Origin of the sequence: Sphingosinicella terrae, from assembly GCF_003347635.1 — a bacterium.
Taxonomy (GTDB): Bacteria; Pseudomonadota; Alphaproteobacteria; order Sphingomonadales; family Sphingomonadaceae; genus Allosphingosinicella; species Allosphingosinicella terrae.
Genome location: NZ_QDFY01000003.1, coordinates 1 through 20,987 on the forward strand (window position 1 = coordinate 1; position 20,987 = coordinate 20,987).

Consider the following 20,987-nt stretch of genomic DNA (forward strand, 5'->3'; position numbering starts at 1 on the left):
GATCGGAACCCTCCTCGACCACTTCCAACCTGCCGAATGCGCGAACTACCTCGCAAACAGCGGATATGCTTCAGTCTAAGATGATCATGCTCTAGGGTGCGGTCGAAGCGCCTGGGCGAGGCATAAAGGTGACGAAGGTGACGGGTGCCATCGGCGCCGTTCGCGCCTCACCTCCTCTGGCTAATGTCATTCAAATGCAGTACAAGACAAGTGGAGGCGTTCATGGCTGAAAATTCGCTCGTCCAGACGAGGATCGACAAAAAGGTGAAGGAGCGTGCCAGCCAGGTTCTGGCGGAGGTGGGCATGACCGTTTCCGACGCGGTCCGGATATTGCTCACGCGCACGGCGCGGGAGGGGGTCCTGCCGATCGAGCTGATCGCGGATTCCGAGGCCTATGATGCGTGGTTCCGTCGGAAGGTGCAGGCAGCGCTGGACGATCTCCGGCCGGCAACGTCCGATGAAGATGTGGAAGCCCATTTCGCTCGGCGTCGCGCCGCTGCGAGAAGGGCAGGGTCCGGCGATCCCAGATGAGGATCGAATGGTCGCCGCTCGCTCTGCGGGACCGTGAGGCGATCTTCGATCATATCATGAAAGCGGACCCCATCGCAGCGGCGGGCGTCGACGAGCGCATCTCGCTCGCGGTGCGGCGCTTGTCCGACTTCCCCGAGAGCGGCCGACCAGGCCGCGTGGAGGGAACAGGCGAAATCCCGGTGAGCGGGGCGCCTTATGTGATGCCGTACCGAATCCTGGAGGATGTGGTTCGTATCTTGCGGGTGATCCATGCCGCGCGGCTGTGGCCGGACGATCTTGAGGCGTAAGCGCCAGGCGTCCTCGGCCTGCCTCTCCCTCGTCGCCCCTGCAAAAGCAGGCGCCCAAGCGGCGTTGATGAAGGGCGTGACGATGGTCCACCGTGCGATGATGAGCCTACGGGGGACACCACCGGTCGTCGTGACGAGGTCGAACTCTGCTTGGCCCCCTGCCTTCGCAGGGGCGACGGACGGGGGGGCGCTCCGGCCGGCCGTCGTGACGATGTCGGGCACCGCTTGGACCCCTGCGTTCGCGGGGGCGACGGACGGGGGGCGCTCGACCGCCTCATTTCCTCACCCTGCGGCTTCGCCGCTTTCCCTCTCCCGCAAGGGGAGAGGGAGGAGGCATGGCGCGTTGGCCGCGGCCGTGGATAGCGGCGCGGGGTGTTGCGGATCTTCACGATGCGAACGGGCGGTGGAGCTCCCGCGCGGGCGGGTGGGGTCCGCGGCATGCTTGGCACGAAGGGGCTTGAAAGTCAAGATCAAAAGGGGAACAAGCATTCGGCGATCGATGCTGGGGCCGCTTTGGCTCCGGCTCGCCGGGAGGTCGTATGGACGCCGTCACCGTGCATTTCACTGCGCCTCTGCTCGTCTGGCGGACCGAGCAATATGGCGACATCGGCTATGTCGGGATCGATGGGGAGGCGGCGGAGACGATCGCCGGGCACGAGCTCGAGCGGCGGCTCGAGCTGGGGCGGCGGCGGGGCTTCGGATCGGTGAAGGTGGAGGTCCGGGTCGGAGCGAGCCGGTGGTCGACCTCGGTCTTCCCGCAGAAAGCCGGCGGCTGGTTCCTGCCGGTCAAGAAGGCGATCTGCCGGGCCGAGGGGCTGGAGGAAGGGGATCCGGTCGAGGTCGAGCTGGGGCTGCTTTAGACTCTCGATGCCGGCCGGCGTCGGCCGGCATCGCACTCGGTGCCTTCCGCCCAGGTGCAAGGGAGGGAAGGACTTCGACAGGCTCAGCCCGAACGGGTGGGGCTGGGCGCCGCCGCATACAGGATGGGGAGGGCTTCGACAGGCTAAGCCCGAACGGATGGGGCGGCTCGGCCCGGACGATGCCGGTGGGTGAGGCCGGGGGTCTTATCCGCGCCGGCGCGGCATCGGCACGACATTGTCGCCGAGGACATTGCGCAGGGCGGCGGCAAGGTCGGCCTGGCGGAAGGGCTTGCCGAGCTGGGGAAAGGGCAGCTCGAGATCGCCGCCGGCATAGCCGGTCACCACCAGGACGGCGACGTGGCCGAAGCGCTCGCGCACCGTCTCGGCCAGCGCCGCGCCGTCCATCCGCGGCATCATATAGTCGGTGACCAGCACCTCGATGTCGGGATTGCGCTCGAGCAGGGCCAGCGCCTGGACGCCGCCGGTCGCCTCGTAGACGCGGTGGCCCATGTCGCGGAGCATCTCCGCGGTGCCCGCGCGGACCAGGTCCTCGTCGTCGACGAGGAGGATGGTGAGCGCCTCGCCGATCGCCTCGACCTCCTGAGGCGCGGGCCGCAGGCGGGCGACGCCGCTCCCGGCTTCGGCGGCTCGGAGGTAGAGGTCGCCGCGCGTGCCCCTGCCGAGGACGCTGGTCAGGCGGAAGGTGCCGCCGAGCTGGGCGGCGAGGCCGTGGACCATGGAGAGGCCGAGGCCGGTGCCCTTGCCGAGCTCCTTGGTCGAGAAGAAGGGCTCGACGGCGCGGGCGAGCGTCGCCTCGTCCATCCCGGTCCCGTTGTCGACCACCGAAAGCCGCAGATAAGCACCGGGCGCGAGCTCGAGCTCGCTGCCCGGACCGATCACCACCGGCTCTGCCGCGATGGTGAGGAGGCCGCCCTTCGGCATCGCGTCGCGTGCATTGACGCACAGATTGAGAATGGCGAGCTCGAGCTGGCTCGGATCCGCCATCGCCGGCGGCAGATCGTCGGGCGCGACGATCCTGAGCTCGATCCCCGAACCGACCGAGCTGGCGATGAGATCTCGCATGCCGTCGATCAGGTCGGCGAGATCGACCGGCCGGGTGGTGAGCAGCTGACGGCGGGCGAAGCCCAGCAGCCGCTGAACGAGGATCTTCGCGCGCTCGGCCGATTCGAGCGCGCCCGCGATCAGCCGCGCGGAGCGCGGGTCGTCCCGGTAGCGCTTGCCCAGCAGGTCGAGAATGCCGGTGATCGGCGTCAGCAGGTTGTTGAAGTCGTGGGCGACGCCGCCGGTGAGCTGGCCGATCGTCTCGAGTTTCTGCGCCTGGTGAAGCTGGGCGATCGCCGCCTCGCGCTCGGCCAAGGCCGCGTCGACCCGCCGCTCGAGCGTATCGTTCAGCTCGCGAAGCGCCCTTTCGGCGCGGCGGCGCTCGGTGATGTCCTGAAAGATGACGGCGACCTCGCGCCGACTCGCGGGCTCCACCCGGAAGGCGGCGAGCTCGAGATGCTTGGCGGTCGCCACCAGCTCGCGCTCGAACCGCATCGGCTCACCGGTGACGAGCACGTTGCGGTAGAGCTCGATCCAGCCGCCGGCCTCGTCCGGCACCAGCTCGCGCACCGACTTTCCGACCACGTTCCGCAGCCCGGCGTGGCGTTCATAGGCGGGATTGGCCTGGACATGGACATAATCGGAAAGCGGGCCTTCGGGCCCATCGACGAAGCGGATGACGCAGAAGCCCTCGTCCATCGTGTCGAACAGGGTGCGAAACCGCGTCTCGCTGTCGCGCAGCGCGATCAGGCGGGCGCGGGCGTCATATTGGCGCCGCCGCCCGCGCAAGGCGGAGCGGGCGAGGCTGACCAGGGTGGTCGGATGGAAGGGGCGCTCGAGGAAGGTGACGTTGCCGAGCAGGTCGAGGTGCCGGACCGCGGCGGGATTGCGCTCGAGCCCGCCGCCGCGGCTGGTGATCAGGATGATCGGCAGGTCCGACCATTCCTCCTGGCTGCCGATCCACTGGGCCAGCGGCCGGACGTCGGCCGTGGCGATCGCTTCCTCGGTGACCACGATGAAGGCCGCGCCCCTGTCGAGCTCGTCGATGAGCGAGGCCAGCGAGGGACAGGCATCCGCCTCGATCCCGCTCTCGCGCAGCATGGCGGCCGCGATCGCGGCGTCGCGTCCGCGCGGCGCGAGAACGAGCGCCCGCTCCGAAATGGTCGTCCGCTTCACGCGTTGCGACGGTCGAGCAGCGCGGTGTCGCCGACCAGGACGGGAACGCCCCTCAGCACGCCCTGGAAGGCGTCGAGCGGCTGACCGAGCGTGATGCCTCGTGCACCGATCTGATATTCGCGGATCGTGTCCTCGTGCGCGCCGCTTCGCTTCTTGACGACGGAGATGGCGCGGCGGACGCGGCCGGTCGCCTCGAAATAGCGAAGCAGCACCACCGTGTCGGCGAGATAGGTCACATCGACCGGAGATTTCATGTCGCCGACAAGTCCATGCTGCGCCACTGTCAAGAACGTGGTCGCGCCCTGCCGGTTCAAATATTGCAGCAGCTCGTGCAGATGGAGGACGAGGGCGCTCTCGCCGGGCATGGCCGCCTGGTAGCCATTGAGGCTGTCGACGACGACGGTCCTGGCGCCATGCTGCTCGACGCAGCGCCGCACCCGTTCGGACAATTCGCCTGGGCTGAGCTCGGCGGCGTCGACCTGCTCCAGCACGAGCAGCTCCTTGTCCACCATCTTCTGGAGATCGATTCCGAGACCGACCGCTCGATCCTTCAGGAGCCCCAGCTCTTCGTCGAAGACGAACATGGCCGCGCGCTCGCCGCGGTCGACCGCCGCCTGGACGAAGGTGAGCGCCAGCAGCGACTTGCCGGTGCCGGCGGGGCCGAGGATGAGGACGCTCGAGCCGCGCTCGACGCCGCCGCCGAGCAAGGCGTCGAGCTCCGGAGACCGGCTCGGCAGCAGATCCCGCGTGAAGCTCTTCTTGTGCTCGGCGGCGACGAGGCGGGGGAAGACGCGAACGCCGCCCTCCAGGATGGAGAAATCGTGAAAGCCGCCGCGGAACCGGCGGCCGCGATACTTGATCACCCGCAGCCGCCGCCGCTCGGAGCCATATTCGGGCGCCAGTTCCTCGAGGCGAACCACGCCGTGGGCGACGCTGTGGACGGTCTTGTCGAGCGTTTCGGTGGTGAGATCATCGAGCATCAGGACGGTGGTCGTCTGGCGCGAGAAATAGTGTTTCAGCGCGAGGATCTGGCGCCGGTAGCGAAGCGAACTCTGCGCCAGCAGCCTGATCTCGGACAGGCTGTCGAGCACGACCCGGTCCGGCTTCACCCGTTCGAAGGCCTCGAAGATCCGCTTTGTGGTCTCGCCCAGCTCGAGGTCGGAAGAATAAAGCAGGCTCTGCTGCTGGTCATCGTCGAGCAGGCTCTCCGGTGGGACCAGCTCGAACAGGTCGACACCGTCCAGCGACCAGCCATGAGAAGCCGCGCTGGCGCGCAGCTCGTCCTCGGTCTCCGATAGGGTGATGTAGAGCGTCCGCTCGCCCGCCGCGGCGCCGGCGATGAGGAACTGGGAGGCGACCGTCGTCTTGCCGGTGCCCGGATTGCCCTCGAGGAGGAAGACCCGGCCGCGCGCGAGCCCGCCGCCGAGAATGCGATCCAAACCTTCGATGCCGGTGCCTGCGTCGCCCGTATCCGTTTGAAACAAGAACGATCTCCTTCAGGTGCCGCAGCATCGGGCACGCTCGTTTCCGCCACTCCATTGCCCGGGCAGCACGACGTGCAGCCGGTCGAACCGGCACCTCTCCTTCGGGGACGAGGGAGCAGCCGGTCGTGCGGTTGCCGAAACGACGGGAACGGTAAAATGGGTCCATGCGACGCTGCACGCGGCGAACCGAGACGAAATCGGGGCGAATCCGTCTGAACATGAAGATGAATTCATGACGGACGTAAACCAATGCACCTATGATGCAGTGATGGCGGGGAATTCCGGAGACGGGACCGCCCAGGATCAATGGCGGGAGGGTTTCGGATGCGGTTCGTGGGATTGCTGGCCTGGCTTGTTGCTTTCTCGGCCCAGCCGGCACTGGCCCAATACGCCCCCCCGATCCAATCGCTCGAGCAGCGCCTTGCCGCGCTCGCGACCGAGAATCCGGGCGAATATGGCATTGCGGCGCTGGACCTCCAGACCGGGGCCATGGTCAGCTTCAACGGCAACGAGCCCTTCCCGATGGCGAGCACGATGAAGATCGCCGTCGCCGCCGCCTATCTGGAGGAAGTGGATGCCGGCCGCCGCAGCCTCGCCGACGAGATCGGAGGCGTCACCGTCCACAGCCTGATGGACTCGATGATCACGCGCAGCAACAATCGCGCGACCGACATCCTCATGAACGCGCTCGGCGGGCCGGCGGCGATCGACGGCTGGCTGCGCCGCCACCGCCTCACGGGCATTCGGGTCGACCGCACCATCGCCCAACTGCTCGCCGACCGCCGCGACCTTCGCGACATCCGGGATTCGAGCACCCCCGAGGCGATGCTCGGGCTGCTCCGGCTGATCGCCTCCGGCGACGCGCTGAGCACCAACAGCCGGGCGCTGCTGCTCGACATGATGCGGCGCTGCGCGACCGGATCGAACCGGATCCGCGGCCTGCTGCCGCCGGGCGCCCAGGTCGCGCACAAGACCGGTACCCTCAACGGCTATACCGGCGACGTCGGCTATTTCACGACACCGGAAGGCCGGCGCATCGCCGTGGTCTTCTTCGCCCGCTATGGGGAGAACCGGCCGGCGGTGATCTCGACCGCCGCGCGGGCGATCTACGACGCCTTCGATCCGCGCCGGCAGGCCGGAGGGCTCCAGGGGCTTCAGGGATTGCAAGGACTGGGCGGGCGCCTGACCCAGGCTTCGTCCGGCGGAGAGGCCGGCGCCGCAAGCCAGCCCAGCCAGCCGTCCGGCGCCTGCTCGCTCGGCGGGAGGCCCGTCGCCGCGCAATGCTGAGCCGAGGCTGACCTTCATCGCTCCCCGGCTTGCCCGGGACCTGCACGACACAACAGAGCCTCGGGAGCGAGCGCAGGTCAGCCTGACGCGGGAATGAACTCGAATTCGACGAGGTAGACGTTCCGGCCGCTGCCGTGCTTCGCCACCTTGAGCAGGTCGATGACGCCGTCGAAGCCCGAACGGCGGGCGAGATCGCCGTCTAGGTCCGACAAGGCGATCTGGCGGATCGACTCGACCAGGATGTGGCCGCCCTCCATCGGATAGAGGCCGCCGGCACGCACGCGCGGGCTTTGCCAGATCCGGACGCTGCAGGTGATACGGCCCTCGCGGACGCCCTGGCGCAGGCGCTTGGTGAACTGCATAAGGCGAGTGGCTATCATGAAAGCCGCCGCACGGGCACGCGGCGCCGCGCAGGATGCTTCAGCAGCTTGCTAGAAGGGCACCCTGATCGTCACGAGCGCGCGCTTGCTGATCTGCCCTGCGGGAAACTCGACGCTCTGGACCTGGACGACGGCGGTCGCGCCGCCGCCGAGGCCCATCCCGGCGCGGACCGGCGCTTCCGCATAGGGGTTCGCGGGCATCCGCACGCGGTAGCGTTCATCGTCGCGCCGCCGGCCGCAGACGAGGATTTCGTCTCCCTCCGTCTCGCCGCAGGTCTCCGGGCCGCCGCGGCCCTGATCGGAGGGGATCGTCCGCAGGTCGAAGGGCAGGGGCATGATCGGTGGCGGCGCGGAGGCCGCCTGAAGTGCCAGAGCGAACAGCGCCGCCATCGCCATCTCCACGAGGGACGGGGCAGAGTCGTCGTCGAATGCGGCGAAGTCATGACCGGCCTGCCCAGCCAGGCGCGCCGGCTCCGCAAATCCGCCATCGAGGCGAAAGCCGAGACACTCACTTCGCCCCTGCGCAGGCAGGGGCCCAATCTGTGCGCGATATCGTCACCAGGAGCGTCGAATGGTCCCCTCGGCAACCGATGTGGTTCGCCGGTGGAACAGCGGTATAGCCTCTCATCGACCCCGCTTGGGCCCCTGCCTTCGCAGGGGCGACGAGGGGGAGGCCCGGGCCGCCTGTCCCGGCCCGGGATGACGATCTCGGCGATCTGGTCGACCCAGGGTGGACCGGCGGGCGGCCTATCCTCGAACCCGGGTCAGCCCGCCGCCTGGGCCCGCGCGAACACCGCGAGCTGGTCGGCGAAGGCGCGCTGATAGGCGGGGCGGGCCTCGCCGCGAGCGATGTAGGCGGGGAGGCTCGGATGCGCCTCGAGCAGGCCCGAGCCATCGAGCCGGCGCAGCACCGTGACCATCATGATGTCGGCGGCGCTGAAGGCGCCGTCCAACCAGTCCGAATCGCCGAGCCGGTCGGAGAGCTGGCCCAGGCGGGCGCGGATGCGTTCGTCGAGCATCGGCAGGCGTGCCTCGTACCAGGGCTCGTCGCGCTCCAGGACGCCGGCCATCGATCGCTCGACGATCGGTGGCTCGACCGTGTTCACCGCGGCGAACATCCATCCGATCGCGCGCGAGCGGGCATCCGGATCCTCGGGAAGCAGGCCGGGATGGCGCTCGGCGATGTGCAGCACGATCGCGCCGGATTCGAACAGAGCGAGGCCGCCTTCCTCGTAGGTCGGGATCTGGCCGAACGGATGGACGGCGAGATGCGCGGGCTGCTTCATCTGCGCGAAGGAGACCAGGCGCACGTCGTAGCGCTGCCCCACTTCCTCGAAGGCCCAGCGCACCCGCATGTCGCGGGCGAGGCCGCGGCCGCGGTCGGGGGAGCTTTCGAAGGCGGTGATGGTGGGGGTCATGGTGAGCTCCGGGTTGTGCGCTGGGCCTCTTGAGCCCCTGTCGGCCTGCAAGCTTGCCCGATCCACCAACCATCCGAAAGTCTGTCAGCGTCGGCTTTCGGCCGTTGAACGGCCGGACCGGCAGAGAGGCGGATCGGCCTAGGCCGTGATGGAACCCGTTGCAGGCTGCTTCCGGCCGTGGGAAATCGGCTCCATGATCGCCGTGCTGGCTGCCTTTCTCGCCGCTCATCAGGCCGCCCCTTCGCAAGGGCCGGCGGATTCCGGCGGGACGGCCTGGATCGTCGCCACGCTGGGGCATTCGGAATGGTGTCCCGCCGGAAACGTGCGGCTGGATCTGGAGGCCGGGGAATATGCCTTCACGCCGCGCGCGGCCCGCCGCCTGTGCGAGCAAAGAGCCCTGGACCGGCCGGTGAGCAGGGGGAGGCTTGACGCCGAGCGTCTCGCCGCGGTTCGCCAGGCCTATAGCCGCGCCGTTGCCGAAGGGCTCGAGGTGCCGGGATGCCGCTTCGGCGGGCCGCGGGAAACGGTCATCATCAGCAATGGCGGAACGCCGGTCCTGATCGTCACGAACGGCGCCGGAACTGGCGCGGCTCCCGACGATCTCACCTGCTGGAGCGAAGCGGCTCATGCACTCCACGACGTGCTGGAAAGCGCCTTCGACGCTGACGATCGTCCCTAGCGGTGACGCGGGCCTAGCCTCCCACTTGAGCCGGCCTCGCTCTCGCTCCTTTGGGAGGCACCGGCCGAGGCGCTCTGTAGAATGAAGGGAGCGGGTTGTCGGACGACGAGAATCTCAGCCGCGCCCACAAGCGTCGTCTCGACCCGCTGTCCGCCAGAGTTCCTGCTCGACGCGGAAAGCTTCCCTTACGCTCTGATCTTCGGGGTTGATCTTGGTAACGCGAGGACTGGGCCTCCGTCGCCTGGACTAGATTGCCATCCCGATCGATCACATAGAAGCGGATGAGCGGCGACTGCGAATGTCCTGTGGTGCGGATTAGAGCCGCACGTGTCCAGTCCGGCCCCGCTATCGCGAAATAGTGCATGGCCCCGTCAGGCGTTGCGAATTCCAGCTGCTTCGTCTCCAGCGGTGGCGCCTCCAGATCTGCGGGCGGGCCTAGCCCTATGCGCCCGGCCAGATTTGCGCCTATCGTTGGCGTCGCCGGATTAGACAGAGCATGATGAGCGAGGCTTTCGGCGCAAGCGCGGCCAAAATCCGGTTCAACCGACACGCTGCAGGCGGACAATACCAGCGCGATAATGGCTGTGGTGGCCCAACTTGCACCCGCAACCGAACGCGACATTGCTACCCCCGTTCTATCGACTGTGGAATACGGCGCCATCGTCGGCCGAGCGGAATCAAATGTCGACTCGTCGCCAGCCAGGGTTGCGACAACCAGGCAGTCGGTGCGCCCCTCGACTTCGCTCGGGACGATCGAACCAATGTGACGCGATGGCCGAGGGCTTGGCCCTACGCGAGCTGCGCCATCACATTGTGCGGGACCTGGAATTTGCGGCGATAGTCGCCCGGGCCCATCCCCACCAGCCGGCGGAACAGCCGCCGGAACGAGGCGGGATCCTCGTAGCCGACCTGGCGGCCGATCTCCTCGACCGGATCGTTGCCGGTCTCCAGCATCTGCTTGGCTTCCTCGACGCGCAGGGACTGGACGTAGGCCAGAGGCGCGTAGCCGGTGGCGGCGCGGAAGCGGCGGTCGAAGGAGCGCTTGGGCAGGCCTGAGAGGCGCGACGCCTCGCGGATCGCGTCGGCGCGGGGATAATGGTCGGCGAGCCAGGACTGGCACTGGCGGATCGCCGGATCGTCATGGCCGACATTGGCGACCATCGAGGCATAAGGCTGTTGGCCATCGCGGTGCCACTGATAGAGGAAGAGGCGCGAGACGCGCAGCGCTTCGGCGATACCGCCGTGGCGGGCGATGAGGTAGAGGCAGAGATCCTGCCAGGAGGAGGAGCCGCCCGAGCATACCAGGCCGTGGCCGGCGCCGCTCTGGGTCAGGATGCGGTTGGGCTGGACGTCGACTTTGGGGAAATGGTCGCGCAGCAGCTTGACGTAGCTCCAGTGGGTGGTGGCGCAATGGCCGTCGAGCAGCCCCGCCTCGGCGAGGACGAGCGGGCCGCCGCAGGAGGCGCAGAACTGCGCGCCCTTGCCGTGCTGCTCGCGGATCCAGCCGATCAGCCGCCGGTCGAGCCGGCCCAGGCAGTCAGCGGTATAGACCATGACGTTGGGCACGAAGACGATGTCGGTGCGCTCGACCTCGTCGATGCCGTGATGAGGCACGACGGTGACGTCGGTGTAGAGCCGGAGGGGTTCGGCGGTGGCGGCGACGAGCCGCGGCCTGAACAGCGGCCGCGACGGCGCGCCCTGCATCGCGTTCCAGAAGGTGCCGGCGGCCCAGAGCGTGTCGTAGATGCCGTAGATGATGCAGGGGTCGCTTTCGGGGAAGACGAGGATGCTGACCTGGATCGGCGGGCGATCGGCGGCGCCGGATGCGGCGCCTTGCGGCCCCGGGCGGCCGCCCTGTGGCTGGATCGGCTCCATCGTGGCCATATTGCCACTGATCGGATGGCCGCGCCACGCCTATCCGGTCCGCCATTCCATACCCCCTGGAAGGATGAGAGATGCAGACGGAGATGATGACGAGTGCGCAGCCGCAGCCGGCGACCGCGATCGACGAAGGCAGGCTCCAGGCCCTGATGGGGCTGATGGTGAACGAGCTCGGCGCCGCCCAGAATGCGGCCCTGGTGATCATCGGCGACGAGCTCGGCCTTTACGACGCGCTGGCGAAAGGCGGAGCGATGACCTCGCGGCAACTGGCGGACGCGACCGGCACCCACGAGCGCTACGTGCGCGAATGGCTGTCGGCGCAGGCGGCTTCGGGCTATGTCAGCTACGACGCGGCCGCGGGTCGCTTCCACCTCAGCCCGGAGCAGGCGGCGGTGCTCGCCGACGCCGACAGCCCGGTCAACATGGCAGGCGGTTTCCTCGCCCTGGTCTCGACCTATGCCGACCGGCCCAAGCTCACGGAGGCGTTCCGGACCGGCTCCGGCGTGTGCTGGACCGAGCACTGCAACTGCCTGTTCTGCGGCACCGACCGCTTCTTCCGGCCCGGCTACAAGAGCCATCTCCTGCAGGAATGGCTGCCGGCACTGGACGGGGTGGTCGAGAAGCTCGAGCGGGGCGCGCGTGTGGCCGATATCGGCTGCGGCTTCGGCTCCTCGACCCTGATCATGGCCGAGGCTTTCCCCAACTCGCAATTCGTCGGCTACGACTTCCACGCGGGCTCGGTCGACGCGGCGCGCGAGAAGGCCGGCGGCCAGCCCAATGTCCGCTTCGAGGTGGCGCGGGCGCAGGACTATGCGGAGGCGGAGTTCGACCTCGTGACGCTGTTCGACGCGCTCCACGACATGGGCGATCCGGTCGGCGCGGCCCGGCACATCGCCGGCACGCTGGCACCGGGCGGCAAGGTGATGCTGGTCGAGCCGATGGCCGGCGACGCGCTCGAGGACAATCTCCACCCGGTGGGGCGGATCTTCTACGCCGCCTCGACGAACTTCTGCGTGCCGGCCTCACTGGGCCAGGAAGTCGGCGCTGCTTTGGGCGCGCAGGCGGGGCAGAAGAGGCTCGAGGCGGTGCTGCGCGAAGGCGGCCTCACCCAGGTCCGCCGGGCGGCGACGACGCCGTTCAACATGGTGCTGGAAGCGGGCGTGTGAGATCCGGCGGCGCCTTGCCACGGCGCTGACGGGAGGTAGTTTCCGGCGGCGGCGCGTGTTGCGGCGCGCGGAGATCGGGCACGCGAAGCCGCGAAGACGCGAAGCGGCCCCGGTGCCACTGCCTGGGGCGACGGGCGGCTGCTCGCGGAAATTCTCGGGAGACGCGGAGAGGTTTGCGAAGCTCGTACAAGCGATCCGGGGCAGGCGGCATCGCCGTCCACTCTGCCGAAGACCATGGAGATTCCAGCTTGCGCCGGAATGACGGGGAGTGGGGCGGGTGCGGGGCCTTCGCGTCTTCGCGGCTTCACGTGCCCAAGATGGACGACGAAATCGGGCGCCGACTTCGGGTAGGCGCCCGGTTTCGTCGGGGAGGGACCGGCCTAGAGGCGGCGGCTCCCCCGGGTGAAGAGCTTGTAGATGGCGAGCAGGATGATCGCGCCGATCAGCGAGTAGAGGATCGACATGACGTTGAGCGGGGCGTTGAGGATCGACGCGCCGCCGCCGAACAGGAAGCCCGCGATCAGGGCGCCGACGATACCGACGACGATGTCGAAGATGATGCCGCCGCCGGTGCGCATGATCATGCCGGCGAGCCAGCCGACGAGCGCTCCAATAACCAGGATGATGATCAGGCTCATGACAGTCTCCTCGAGGCGCCGGCGGCTAGCCGGTAGGGAGAAGACTCTTTCGAGGGCGAAACGTTCCGGGGGCGAGTCAATCGACGGTCGTCGTCGCCTGCACGATCGCGCTCTCCACGGCGCGGGCGCGGGATTCGATCTCCGTCCGTTCCGACGCGGACAGGCCGTCGCGGCCGTAGGTGTAGGAGCGTGCGGCGATGCGGTCGGTCTGGCGGTTCAGCCGCCGCGCCTCGCGCCGCGTGATCAGGCCGGCCTCGCGTGCCTGGTCGATGCGGTCGCGCAGATGGCCGACTTCCTGCCAAAGGGAGGGCCCGGGCAGGCGGCTGTCGGGAAGGAACGGGTTCGCCGCACCGACGGAGGGATAGGTGCGCGGGGCGGCGATCTGGGCGGCAGCGGGGGCGGCGAAGGCGGCAAGTCCGAACGAGAGGATGAGGAGGGGGTGGCTTCGGATCATCTCTGCCTCCTGTGGGTCGTGGCGCCCAACCAGGCTCGTCGATCCGCGCTGAACCGGAGCCGAACGGAGCGCGGAGATCGACGCGCGCACATCCGGGGGTCAAGCCGAAGGAGTCGCCCATCCGCTCGTCATCCAACTCTTCCTTGCGGGCGCCGTAGGAGCGAAGGCGTTTGGCACGATCGTACAAGCCAAGGCCAGAACGGCAGGATAGCGCCAGGCCCCGACGTAGATTCACCAAGGAGAAAGAGAACATGCCCCAGCTCGCGACCCATCCGATCCATCTCGGTCTCGGCGCCACGGCCGTGATCGAGCCGCCCATGGGCGGGATGGAATGGTACGACGCTTATGGCGAGCGGCATGCCGGCGACGGCGCCGAAGGCCGGCTGGTGTCCCAGTACAGCTTCTCGGAGAGCTGGAGCCATTGGGAGATGCACCCGAACGGCGCGGAGGTGGTGATCTGCATCGCGGGCCGCACCACGCTGGTCCAGCAGGCGGCGGACGGGGCGGAAAAGCGGGTGACGCTCGGCCCCGGCGACTATACGATCAATCCGCCTGGCGTGTGGCATCGTGCCGATGCCGAGCCGGGGGTCGAGGCGACCTGCATCTTCATCACCGCCGGGGAGGGCACCGAGCACCGGCCGCGGTGAGCGGCGGGAGGGCTGGGGATCGGCCACGGGCATTGGGCTCACGTCAGCCGAGATCGATCCGGCACGCCGCGTGCAGGGAGGATCTGATCTCGAAGCCCTTGATCAGCCAATAGGCGGCGAAGACGAAGACCCCGGCGACCTCGACCAGGATTATGCTGTGGCCGCTTCGGGTCGCCGGCCACAGCTGGAGCGCGGCGATCGACGCCGGCGTCGCCAGCATCGCGATGCCGATGACGAGATAGAGCCGCTCGAAGCGCCGGCGGCGCCCGGCATTGCCCATGATGCACAAGGTGTCGCGCCCGCGGAAGACGCAGACATAGGCGACCATGACGAAGAAGGCGGTCGCGGAGAGGGAATGGAGCTTCGTCGTGCGCGTCATCGCCGGAAGCGCGCCGGCCGGCCAATCCATCGGGAACAAGGCGACGAGGATGGCGGCGATGCCGGCGACATTGAGGGCGAAATCCTCCTGGAGGGAGTGGCCGCGGTAGAAGAAGAGGAAGGCGCCGATCGCGCACAGCATCCCGACGAAGGCATCGCGCAGCGTTCCCGCGCCATAGTCGCCCGGACGCGCCTCGGAGAAATGATAATAAGCGCTGAGCGAGGGCTGGACGTGATCGAGCCCGCCGCCGACGATCAGGACGATCGGAAGCGCGAGGCCGAGGGCGCCGATCCCGTTGCGCATGATCACATAGCTGGTCGAGACGCTCAGGGGGTCGCTGCGCCGCGCGAGGATCTGCCTCTCGGCGGACACGAGGAGCCGGGGGAGGGCGGAGACGGCTTGCGCCGTGACTTGCTGCGGGGCGGGCGCCGATGGTGGCTGATCGGGCCGGCCTGATCCCTGCAAGAAACTGGTCACGCGCTCCACCTGCGTTCCGAGCGACGATAAGTGTCCCGTGCGAGGATAGAGGCGGCGCAAGCGTGGGCAACCTAGGCGCAGGTGCAGGTCAGCGTCGCGCAAGGTCCGGGTTGCCCTCGCCGTGCTATCGAACTGTGCCCGGTGGGCGCCCGTGACACGAGCCATAGGTCAAGGTGGATCATTGAGCGGCACCGACCATCCCACGCCTAAAGAGAGCATTAGCACCGATGAGGGGGAGGGCGGGAGGTCAGTTTGCCGGCCTCGGGGTTTGTCCCGATGTCAGCGCCAGGGGGCAGGCGTATCGTCGATGGATGGCGAGACTTCTGTTCCTCGCAACCGTACTCGCCCTCGCGGCCGGCTGCACGGCGCTCCCACGAGAGAGCAACGTCGCCTGCCTCGACGCGAGCCGGCCCACGATACGATACTCGGCCGACGGAGCCACCGCGTTCACCGAGATCGATGTGCTGACCTACAATATCGAGGGGCTGCCCTTCCCTGCGCGGATGAATCGTGGACCCAAGCTCAGGGAGATCGGCCGCCGCCTCGCAGAATTCCGCGCCACGGAGGAAGGCCCCGACATCGTCCTGTTCCAGGAAGTCTTCAGCAAGGATGCGGCGAAAGCGGTGACCGACACCGGCTACCGGAGCGTGGTCACCGGTCCCGGGAGACGGGCTCAGCAGGCGCCCAATAGCGAGGGCCGCCTCCCCGGCCGGCGCAATCTCTTCCGCGGCGAGATCCGCCCCAATTTCACGTCCGGCGGCCTCGCCATCGCCACCGACTTCCCGATCATGGCCTCCGCCTTCATTCCCTACGCCCGGGGGAGCTGCGCCGGGTTCGACTGCCTGTCGAACAAGGGCGTGCTGTTCGCCGAGATCGCCATCCCCGGCGTGCCCGGCCTCGTCGACGTGTTCACCACGCACATGCAATCGCAGCGCGCCTCGCGCGTGCCCGAGGACCGCCACGCCGAAGCACACCGGCGCCAGATGAACGAGCTGGCGGCCTTCATCCGCACCAGCAGTCCGCTGACCGATCCGGTGCTCATCGGCGGCGACTTCAACATGCGCAATTCCGACGTCCGCCACAGCTCGTTCAACCGGGTGACGCCGGAAATCTACCCGGCAGCCGGCGAAGCCGCGCCGTTCGGCAACGTACACCGCTATTGCAGCGAGAATCGCGGCACCTGCGACGTCCGCCAGGATTGGGAACATGAGGACCAATGGCTGCGCGTGCAGAACCTGCACCTGTTCCAGTCGGGCAATGTAGTGCGCGTGCGCCCGATCCGCGTCGAAGGGATGTTCGACGGCGGCCCGAGCGGACCCGTTCTGTCCGACCACAATGGGCTCCGGGTGGTCTACGAGCTCAGTTGGCCCGCCGCGGGCGTCACGCCAGCCACCTGTCCCCTACGCCCGGGAGCGCATTGACGGGCCAACCCAAGGAGAGCGGCATGTCCCACCTCAAGGCATCCTCGTCCGCAAGCATCGTCCGCCCGGATGCGACCCGCGACGGAATCGCGCCTCGGGACCGACGCCTCGTCTGGCGGGACCTTATCGGAGCGAACCGGCTCGTGAAGATCGGCGGCACCTTGGCGCTGCTGACGCTCGCCTTGATTTCGCTGGCCATTGGGGGATCCGGCCTCGCACAGGATGCTCCGGCGCCGGCATCCGAAAGGACGCTCTTCCAGAATGTCCGCATCTTCGACGGCACGCGGCCCAGCCTCTCGGCGCCGTCGAGCGTGATCGTCCGGGGCAATCTGATCGAGCGCATCGCGGCCGGCCCGGTCGAGGTCGAGCCGGGGATGAATGTGATCGACGGCGGCGGACGGACGCTGATGCCCGGGCTGATCGACAATCACTGGCACGCGATGCTGATCCGCGGCACCCCCGCGCAGATGATGAGCGATCACGTCGGCTACAGCAATCTGGTGGCCGCCGACGAAGCGACCGACACGTTGATGCGCGGGTTCACCACCGTGCGCGACGTCGGCGGGCCGGTGTTCGCGCTCAAGCGGGCGATCGACGCGGGACTGGTCGCCGGGCCGCGCATCTATCCCTCGGGCGCGATGATCACGGTGACCAGCGGGCACGGCGACTTTCGCCAGATCTCCGATCTCCCCCGCGTGCCCGGCCGGCTGACGCGCATCGAGGAAATCGGTGGCGCGGCGATCGCGGACAGCCCCGACGAGATGCGCATGCGCGTGCGCGAGCAGCTGATGCAAGGTGCGTCGCAGATCAAGCTTACCGCAGGCGGCGGCGTGTCGTCGCCGTTCAGCCCGGTCGACGTCTCGACCTTCACCGAGGCCGAGCTGCGCGCCGCGACCGAGGCGGCCGAGAATTGGGGGACCTACGTCACCGCGCATGCGTTCACCGACGCGGCGATCCGCCGATCGATCGACGCCGGCGCCAAGGTCATCGAGCACGGCTTCCTGATGAGCGAGGACACGGCGCGCCTGATGGCCCAGAGAGGCGTCTGGCTGAGCCTGCAGCCGCTCCCCGAGGCGCTGCGCGAGGGGTTCCCGGTGGGCTCGGTCCAGCGCGAAGGCGCGGATGAGGTCTGGCCGGGGATCGAGCGCACCTACCAGCTGGCGAGGCGCTTCAACATCAGGACCGCCTGGGGCACCGACGTGCTGTTCTCGCAGGCGCTGGCGCAGCAGCAGGGGGCGATCCTCGCCTCGCTGACGCGCTGGTACACGCCGGCCGAAGCACTCGTCATGGCGACGGGGACCAACGGCGAGCTGCTGCGGCTGTCGGGCCGGCGCAATCCCTATCCGGGCCGGCTCGGGGTGGTCGAGGAAGGCGCCTATGCCGACCTGCTGCTGGTCGACGGCAACCCGCTCGAGAACATCGCCCTCGTGGCCGACCCCGAGCGCAACTTCCTGATCATCATGAAGGACGGAAGGATCTACAAGAATATACTGCAGCGTTGATGCGGCCCGGCTATTCCTCGCGAAATACAACTTCGACGTTGTTGCCGTCGGGATCGAGGAGGAAAGCAGCATAATAGCCGGGGGGATATCCACCCGATCTCAGTCCGGGAGCACCGTTATCGGTTCCGCCAGCAGCCAGGCCTGCTTGATGAAAAGCCGCGACTTGGTCGCGGCTCGTAGCCCGAAACGCGGTGTGTTGGGCGACGCTGTGCGGATGGAAGATGTCTATCCAGAAAACCGGATAATCGATGCCAAACGCAACGCCACCCAAGTCCGCGTCTCCGTCGTCGACAGGTTCGAAATGGGGTGAAATACGCATGATGATCGCAGCGCCCAACGGCTTCAGCGCGGCCTCGTAGAACGCTGCCGATCGCTTGATGTCCGAAACGCCGATACCGGTATGATCGAGGAGCCAATTGCGGACCGTGTTCATGCGAGACTCCCAACGGATGCATTTTCTCGATCCGGGTATTGATCGCAGGACCGCTGATCAAGAGTCGGATGCCCCTCGCCCGATCGGAGGCGCCAGCGACCCGCTTCTCAGCTGGGAACCGCCGGCGAAGGGACCGATCACCGGCCGCGGTGAGCGGCAGGGAGGGCCGAGAGCATCTGTCTAAGGCGATCGTCGGGCGCGTCGAGTTCCTGACGAGCGAGTTCTTTCTGGTCCTGATTGACTGTATTAGTGACATATGACACATCGGCGGCATGACGATCGCACTTCTTCTTGCCGCCGCCCAGGCCGCCTCCCTCCCGCCGATGCCGGAACTCGAACGCGCCATCGCGGCGGCGGATGCGAGGCTCTTCCGCGCCGCCTTCGAAGACTGCGCGCCGGCGGTACTGGCGGAGGTGCTGGCGCCGGAATTCGCCATGTATCACGACCGCGGCGGCAAGGTGACGGGCAGCCGGGACGCGTTCGTCGCCCGGGTCGCCGAGCAATGCGCGGCGCGGGCGCCGGGCGGCGCCAATGCGGGCTATCGCAACCGGCGCGCGCTGGTGCCGGGCAGCCGCACGATCCGGCCGATGGGCGACTGGGGCGCGCTCGAGGAAGCGAGCCACGTCTTCTACGAATGGGATTCCGGCGGCGAAGGGGAGAGCCCCCAATGGCAGCTGGTCGGCGGCGCCCGCTACATGCATTTGTGGCAGTGGACGGCAGCCGGCCCCCGGCTGCTCACCAGCTACAGCTACGACCATGCCGGGGTGGAGGAGTAGGGGGCGTCCGGGGTCCGGCCGAATTGAGTATTGTGTCCCCGAAATAAGTTCTCCGGAATCGGCGCGCTGGACCCTAGTCGCTTGCGCGAAATGCGACAGTGAGGATCGCGCGTACGGTGCGCGGCGCGACCGGGGACAACAGACCCGAGGACGCGGCGAAATAGCCCGCCTCGCCGAGCAGATTAGAGGCGAGCATGCGCAGCTCCGCCGGGCGGCCGGCGAGCGTGAAGCGCCCGCGCGCGCCGAGGCTCAGCGTCGTCACAGCGGGCGCGCGGAAGCTGTTCGCGGTATCGGCCCAGCGCGCGCCGAGATGGCTGAGCCCGGCATCGGCCGACCAGCCCTCCCACAGCCGCCGCTCGACATTGGCGTTGATCACAAGCTGCGAGATGCCCGCCGCGCGCGGACCGACGATGCCGGCATCGACGAGCGGCCCGCTCACCTCCGCGCGAAAGGCCACGAAGCCCGCGACGATCCGCGTCGCCGCGTCCAGCTGTCCTGCGATCGAGGTCTCGACACCGCGGTGGCGGACCTCGCCGACCAGCCCGAACGAGCCGTCGCTGCGAAAGCCCTGGGTCGGCTTCCCAACCTGGAAAACCGCGCCGATCGCGGTCAGCCCCGGCGCGATCGCGTGTCGGATGCCGAGCTCGAACTGCTCGGCCTCGACCGGCGGCAGCACTTCCTCGCGGTTGGTCGCGGAGGCCGGCGCCGAGCCGCTTTCCTCCAGCCCCGTCACCCAGCTGGCGAACAAGGCGGTGCGGCCAGTGACGTTGCCGACGAGCGAGACATTGAAGTTGGTCGTCTTGCTGACGCGCTCGCTGGTCAGGCCGGACGTCGCGCGCACCGTCTTGTCGTAGCGTGTCCGGTGCGCGGCCAGGCGCAGCTGGATGCGATCGCGCCAGGCGAGGCCGTAGCCCGCTGACGCGGTATGCTGGCGGACGACGTCTTCGCCGCGCGTGCCGGACCAGGGACGTTCGGGCACGTCGGACGGGTCGCCGGTGGCGAGATCGAAGCTGCCGAGCGGAATGGCAAGGCTGGTGGCGAGCTCCGTAACGGTGCGCCGGCCGCGCAGCGAAAGCGAGAGCTGGTGGTCGAGCGCGCCCGTCGCGAATCCCCGTCCCAGCCGGATTTCGCCGGTATTCGCGATCCGGTAATCGCGCGCCGGGGTGCGCAGCGTGACGGCGGTGGCGTTTCCTTGTGCGTCCGCCGAGATCAAGGTGTTGTCCGCATTGGCGAGCGAGAAGATCGAGCGGAAGGCTGAGGCGTCGACGGTGAAGCCGTGGAGTTCGCCGCGGTAGAGGAGGCCGAGGTTGGTGGTCGTGCCGACGGTGCGCGCCCAGTCCGGCGAATATTGGTGCAGCGGCCTCAGGTTCGGCGGGATCGCCCCGCCGATCGGGATCACCGCATAGTCGCCATCATATTCGCGGTCGTTGATCGATCCGAACGCGCGCAGACGGTGGCCGGGCGCGACGTTCCAGCCGATCACTGCACCGCCGTTGCGGGCCGCGCCGCGATAGCCTTGCGCCAGCCGCCACACCGGACGCCAGACGAGACCGCCGGCGAGATCGAAAGCTCCCGCCCGCAGCGAGAAATCGCCCTGCACCACGCGGGTGCCGAAGTCGCGCAGCCCCGCGCTCAGTCGCAGCTCGTTCGTCGGCCCGGCCTCCCGCAGGCGGTAGTTCACGACGCCCGAAGGCGCGGGATAGGGAAGGCGCGCGGCGTTGACGCCTACGCGGACGCTCACCCCCGCCAGGATCGTGTCGTCCAGCCCCTGGGCGCGGCTGAAATAGGCGTCGTCGATGCGATAGGCACCGCTGTCGTTGAGGTCGAAGCCGCGCACCTGGTTCTCGGTATAAAGACCCGATTGCTCGATCCCGGCGCGCTCCCCGAACGCGTCGGCGGCGTTGCGGACGGCATTGTCCTGCGCGGCCGCCGGCACGGCGGCGGCACAAGTCAGGACGACCCCGCCAAAGCGGGTCAAGGGCGCGATGCCGTTCATCCGGTTTCCTCTAGCCGTCGAGTGCCAAGCCTAGGGGCGGCGGCCGGAGCGAC

Annotated in this window: 21 protein-coding genes; 10 read left to right on the plus strand and 11 right to left on the minus strand. The window is 68.3% G+C overall.

Translation table 11 applies throughout. The features are described from left to right. The first annotated feature begins 210 nt into the window (after nucleotides 1-210). The 3 genes from DDE10_RS08355 to DDE10_RS08365 all read left to right on the plus strand — a co-directional run bounded on the left by DDE10_RS08355 (nucleotide 211) and on the right by DDE10_RS08365 (nucleotide 1,678). Nucleotides 211-531 carry a type II toxin-antitoxin system RelB/DinJ family antitoxin gene (locus DDE10_RS08355; protein WP_284734523.1) on the plus strand — a complete coding sequence of 107 codons (321 nt, stop codon included), beginning with the start codon at nucleotides 211-213 and terminating at the stop codon, nucleotides 529-531. Next, nucleotides 528-818, plus strand: coding sequence for a type II toxin-antitoxin system RelE/ParE family toxin (locus DDE10_RS08360; protein ID WP_114952322.1), 291 nt, complete (start codon nucleotides 528-530; stop codon nucleotides 816-818). The genes DDE10_RS08355 and DDE10_RS08360 overlap by 4 nt, the downstream gene beginning before the upstream one ends. Nucleotides 819-1,357: 539 nt before the next feature. Next, nucleotides 1,358-1,678 (plus strand): DUF1905 domain-containing protein, encoded by a 321-nt coding sequence (locus DDE10_RS08365; protein WP_114952323.1) that lies wholly within the window; start codon nucleotides 1,358-1,360, stop codon nucleotides 1,676-1,678. A 204-nt stretch (nucleotides 1,679-1,882) separates the two neighbouring features. Here the strand turns inward: DDE10_RS08365 and DDE10_RS08370 are convergent, their stop codons facing one another. Further along, nucleotides 1,883-3,916, minus strand: coding sequence for a response regulator (locus DDE10_RS08370; RefSeq protein ID WP_349356534.1), 2,034 nt, complete (start codon nucleotides 3,914-3,916; stop codon nucleotides 1,883-1,885). Beyond that, nucleotides 3,913-5,400: a DUF7125 family protein gene (locus DDE10_RS08375; RefSeq protein ID WP_114952324.1), complete on the minus strand. Its 1,488-nt coding sequence runs from the start codon at nucleotides 5,398-5,400 to the stop codon at nucleotides 3,913-3,915. The genes DDE10_RS08370 and DDE10_RS08375 overlap by 4 nt, the downstream gene beginning before the upstream one ends. A gap of 324 nt (nucleotides 5,401-5,724) precedes the next feature. Between DDE10_RS08375 and DDE10_RS08380 the strand changes: the two genes are divergently transcribed. Then, on the plus strand, nucleotides 5,725-6,687 hold the full coding sequence (locus DDE10_RS08380) for a serine hydrolase (RefSeq protein ID WP_284734524.1): 963 nt from the start codon (nucleotides 5,725-5,727) through the stop codon (nucleotides 6,685-6,687). Nucleotides 6,688-6,764: 77 nt separating this feature from the next. Here DDE10_RS08380 and DDE10_RS08385 read toward each other — a convergent pair whose 3' ends face one another. The 3 genes from DDE10_RS08385 to DDE10_RS08395 all read right to left on the minus strand — a co-directional run bounded on the left by DDE10_RS08385 (nucleotide 6,765) and on the right by DDE10_RS08395 (nucleotide 8,485). Next, nucleotides 6,765-7,067 carry an ASCH domain-containing protein gene (locus DDE10_RS08385; RefSeq protein ID WP_284734525.1) on the minus strand — a complete coding sequence of 101 codons (303 nt, stop codon included), beginning with the start codon at nucleotides 7,065-7,067 and terminating at the stop codon, nucleotides 6,765-6,767. Between the two features lie 51 nt (nucleotides 7,068-7,118). Continuing rightward, nucleotides 7,119-7,457 (minus strand): hypothetical protein, encoded by a 339-nt coding sequence (locus tag DDE10_RS08390; RefSeq protein WP_114952326.1) that lies wholly within the window; start codon nucleotides 7,455-7,457, stop codon nucleotides 7,119-7,121. Nucleotides 7,458-7,831: 374 nt separating this feature from the next. Then, complete coding sequence (locus tag DDE10_RS08395; RefSeq protein ID WP_114952327.1) at nucleotides 7,832-8,485, minus strand: glutathione S-transferase family protein; 654 nt, start codon at nucleotides 8,483-8,485, stop codon at nucleotides 7,832-7,834. A gap of 193 nt (nucleotides 8,486-8,678) precedes the next feature. Here DDE10_RS08395 and DDE10_RS08400 point away from each other — a divergent pair, with 193 nt between their 5' ends. Continuing rightward, nucleotides 8,679-9,164 carry a hypothetical protein gene (locus DDE10_RS08400; RefSeq protein WP_114952328.1) on the plus strand — a complete coding sequence of 162 codons (486 nt, stop codon included), beginning with the start codon at nucleotides 8,679-8,681 and terminating at the stop codon, nucleotides 9,162-9,164. A gap of 789 nt (nucleotides 9,165-9,953) precedes the next feature. Here the strand turns inward: DDE10_RS08400 and DDE10_RS08405 are convergent. Beyond that, complete coding sequence (locus DDE10_RS08405; protein WP_284734526.1) at nucleotides 9,954-11,048, minus strand: GlxA family transcriptional regulator; 1,095 nt, start codon at nucleotides 11,046-11,048, stop codon at nucleotides 9,954-9,956. A 71-nt stretch (nucleotides 11,049-11,119) separates the two neighbouring features. Here DDE10_RS08405 and DDE10_RS08410 point away from each other — a divergent pair, with 71 nt between their 5' ends. Then, nucleotides 11,120-12,211, plus strand: a complete 1,092-nt coding sequence (locus DDE10_RS08410; protein ID WP_284734527.1) for a class I SAM-dependent methyltransferase — start codon at nucleotides 11,120-11,122, stop codon at nucleotides 12,209-12,211. 380 nt (nucleotides 12,212-12,591) lie between these two features. On the opposite strand, the gene DDE10_RS08415 is transcribed toward DDE10_RS08410, so the two are convergent. Beyond that, nucleotides 12,592-12,849 carry a GlsB/YeaQ/YmgE family stress response membrane protein gene (locus DDE10_RS08415; RefSeq protein ID WP_114952329.1) on the minus strand — a complete coding sequence of 86 codons (258 nt, stop codon included), beginning with the start codon at nucleotides 12,847-12,849 and terminating at the stop codon, nucleotides 12,592-12,594. Between the two features lie 76 nt (nucleotides 12,850-12,925). Beyond that, entirely contained in the window at nucleotides 12,926-13,303 is a 378-nt protein-coding gene (locus tag DDE10_RS08420; RefSeq protein WP_114952330.1) for a hypothetical protein, read from the minus strand. Nucleotides 13,304-13,554: 251 nt separating this feature from the next. Here DDE10_RS08420 and DDE10_RS08425 point away from each other — a divergent pair, with 251 nt between their 5' ends. Then, entirely contained in the window at nucleotides 13,555-13,950 is a 396-nt protein-coding gene (locus tag DDE10_RS08425; protein ID WP_114952331.1) for a cupin domain-containing protein, read from the plus strand. 43 nt (nucleotides 13,951-13,993) lie between these two features. Here DDE10_RS08425 and DDE10_RS08430 read toward each other — a convergent pair whose 3' ends face one another. After that, a complete protein-coding gene (locus tag DDE10_RS08430) occupies nucleotides 13,994-14,806 on the minus strand; it encodes a hypothetical protein (protein ID WP_162806489.1) in 813 nt (270 codons plus the stop codon). Nucleotides 14,807-15,117: 311 nt separating this feature from the next. Here DDE10_RS08430 and DDE10_RS08435 point away from each other — a divergent pair, with 311 nt between their 5' ends. After that, nucleotides 15,118-16,227: an endonuclease/exonuclease/phosphatase family protein gene (locus DDE10_RS08435; RefSeq protein ID WP_162806491.1), complete on the plus strand. Its 1,110-nt coding sequence runs from the start codon at nucleotides 15,118-15,120 to the stop codon at nucleotides 16,225-16,227. A 23-nt stretch (nucleotides 16,228-16,250) separates the two neighbouring features. Continuing rightward, nucleotides 16,251-17,729 (plus strand): metal-dependent hydrolase family protein, encoded by a 1,479-nt coding sequence (locus DDE10_RS08440; RefSeq protein WP_114952334.1) that lies wholly within the window; start codon nucleotides 16,251-16,253, stop codon nucleotides 17,727-17,729. 10 nt (nucleotides 17,730-17,739) lie between these two features. Here the strand turns inward: DDE10_RS08440 and DDE10_RS08445 are convergent, their stop codons facing one another. Further along, on the minus strand, nucleotides 17,740-18,162 hold the full coding sequence (locus DDE10_RS08445) for a VOC family protein (protein WP_114952335.1): 423 nt from the start codon (nucleotides 18,160-18,162) through the stop codon (nucleotides 17,740-17,742). 272 nt (nucleotides 18,163-18,434) lie between these two features. Here DDE10_RS08445 and DDE10_RS08450 point away from each other — a divergent pair, with 272 nt between their 5' ends. Further along, on the plus strand, nucleotides 18,435-18,938 hold the full coding sequence (locus DDE10_RS08450) for a DUF4440 domain-containing protein (protein WP_114952336.1): 504 nt from the start codon (nucleotides 18,435-18,437) through the stop codon (nucleotides 18,936-18,938). Between the two features lie 73 nt (nucleotides 18,939-19,011). Here DDE10_RS08450 and DDE10_RS08455 read toward each other — a convergent pair whose 3' ends face one another. Then, complete coding sequence (locus DDE10_RS08455; RefSeq protein ID WP_114952337.1) at nucleotides 19,012-20,934, minus strand: TonB-dependent receptor; 1,923 nt, start codon at nucleotides 20,932-20,934, stop codon at nucleotides 19,012-19,014. Nucleotides 20,935-20,987 lie beyond the last annotated feature (53 nt).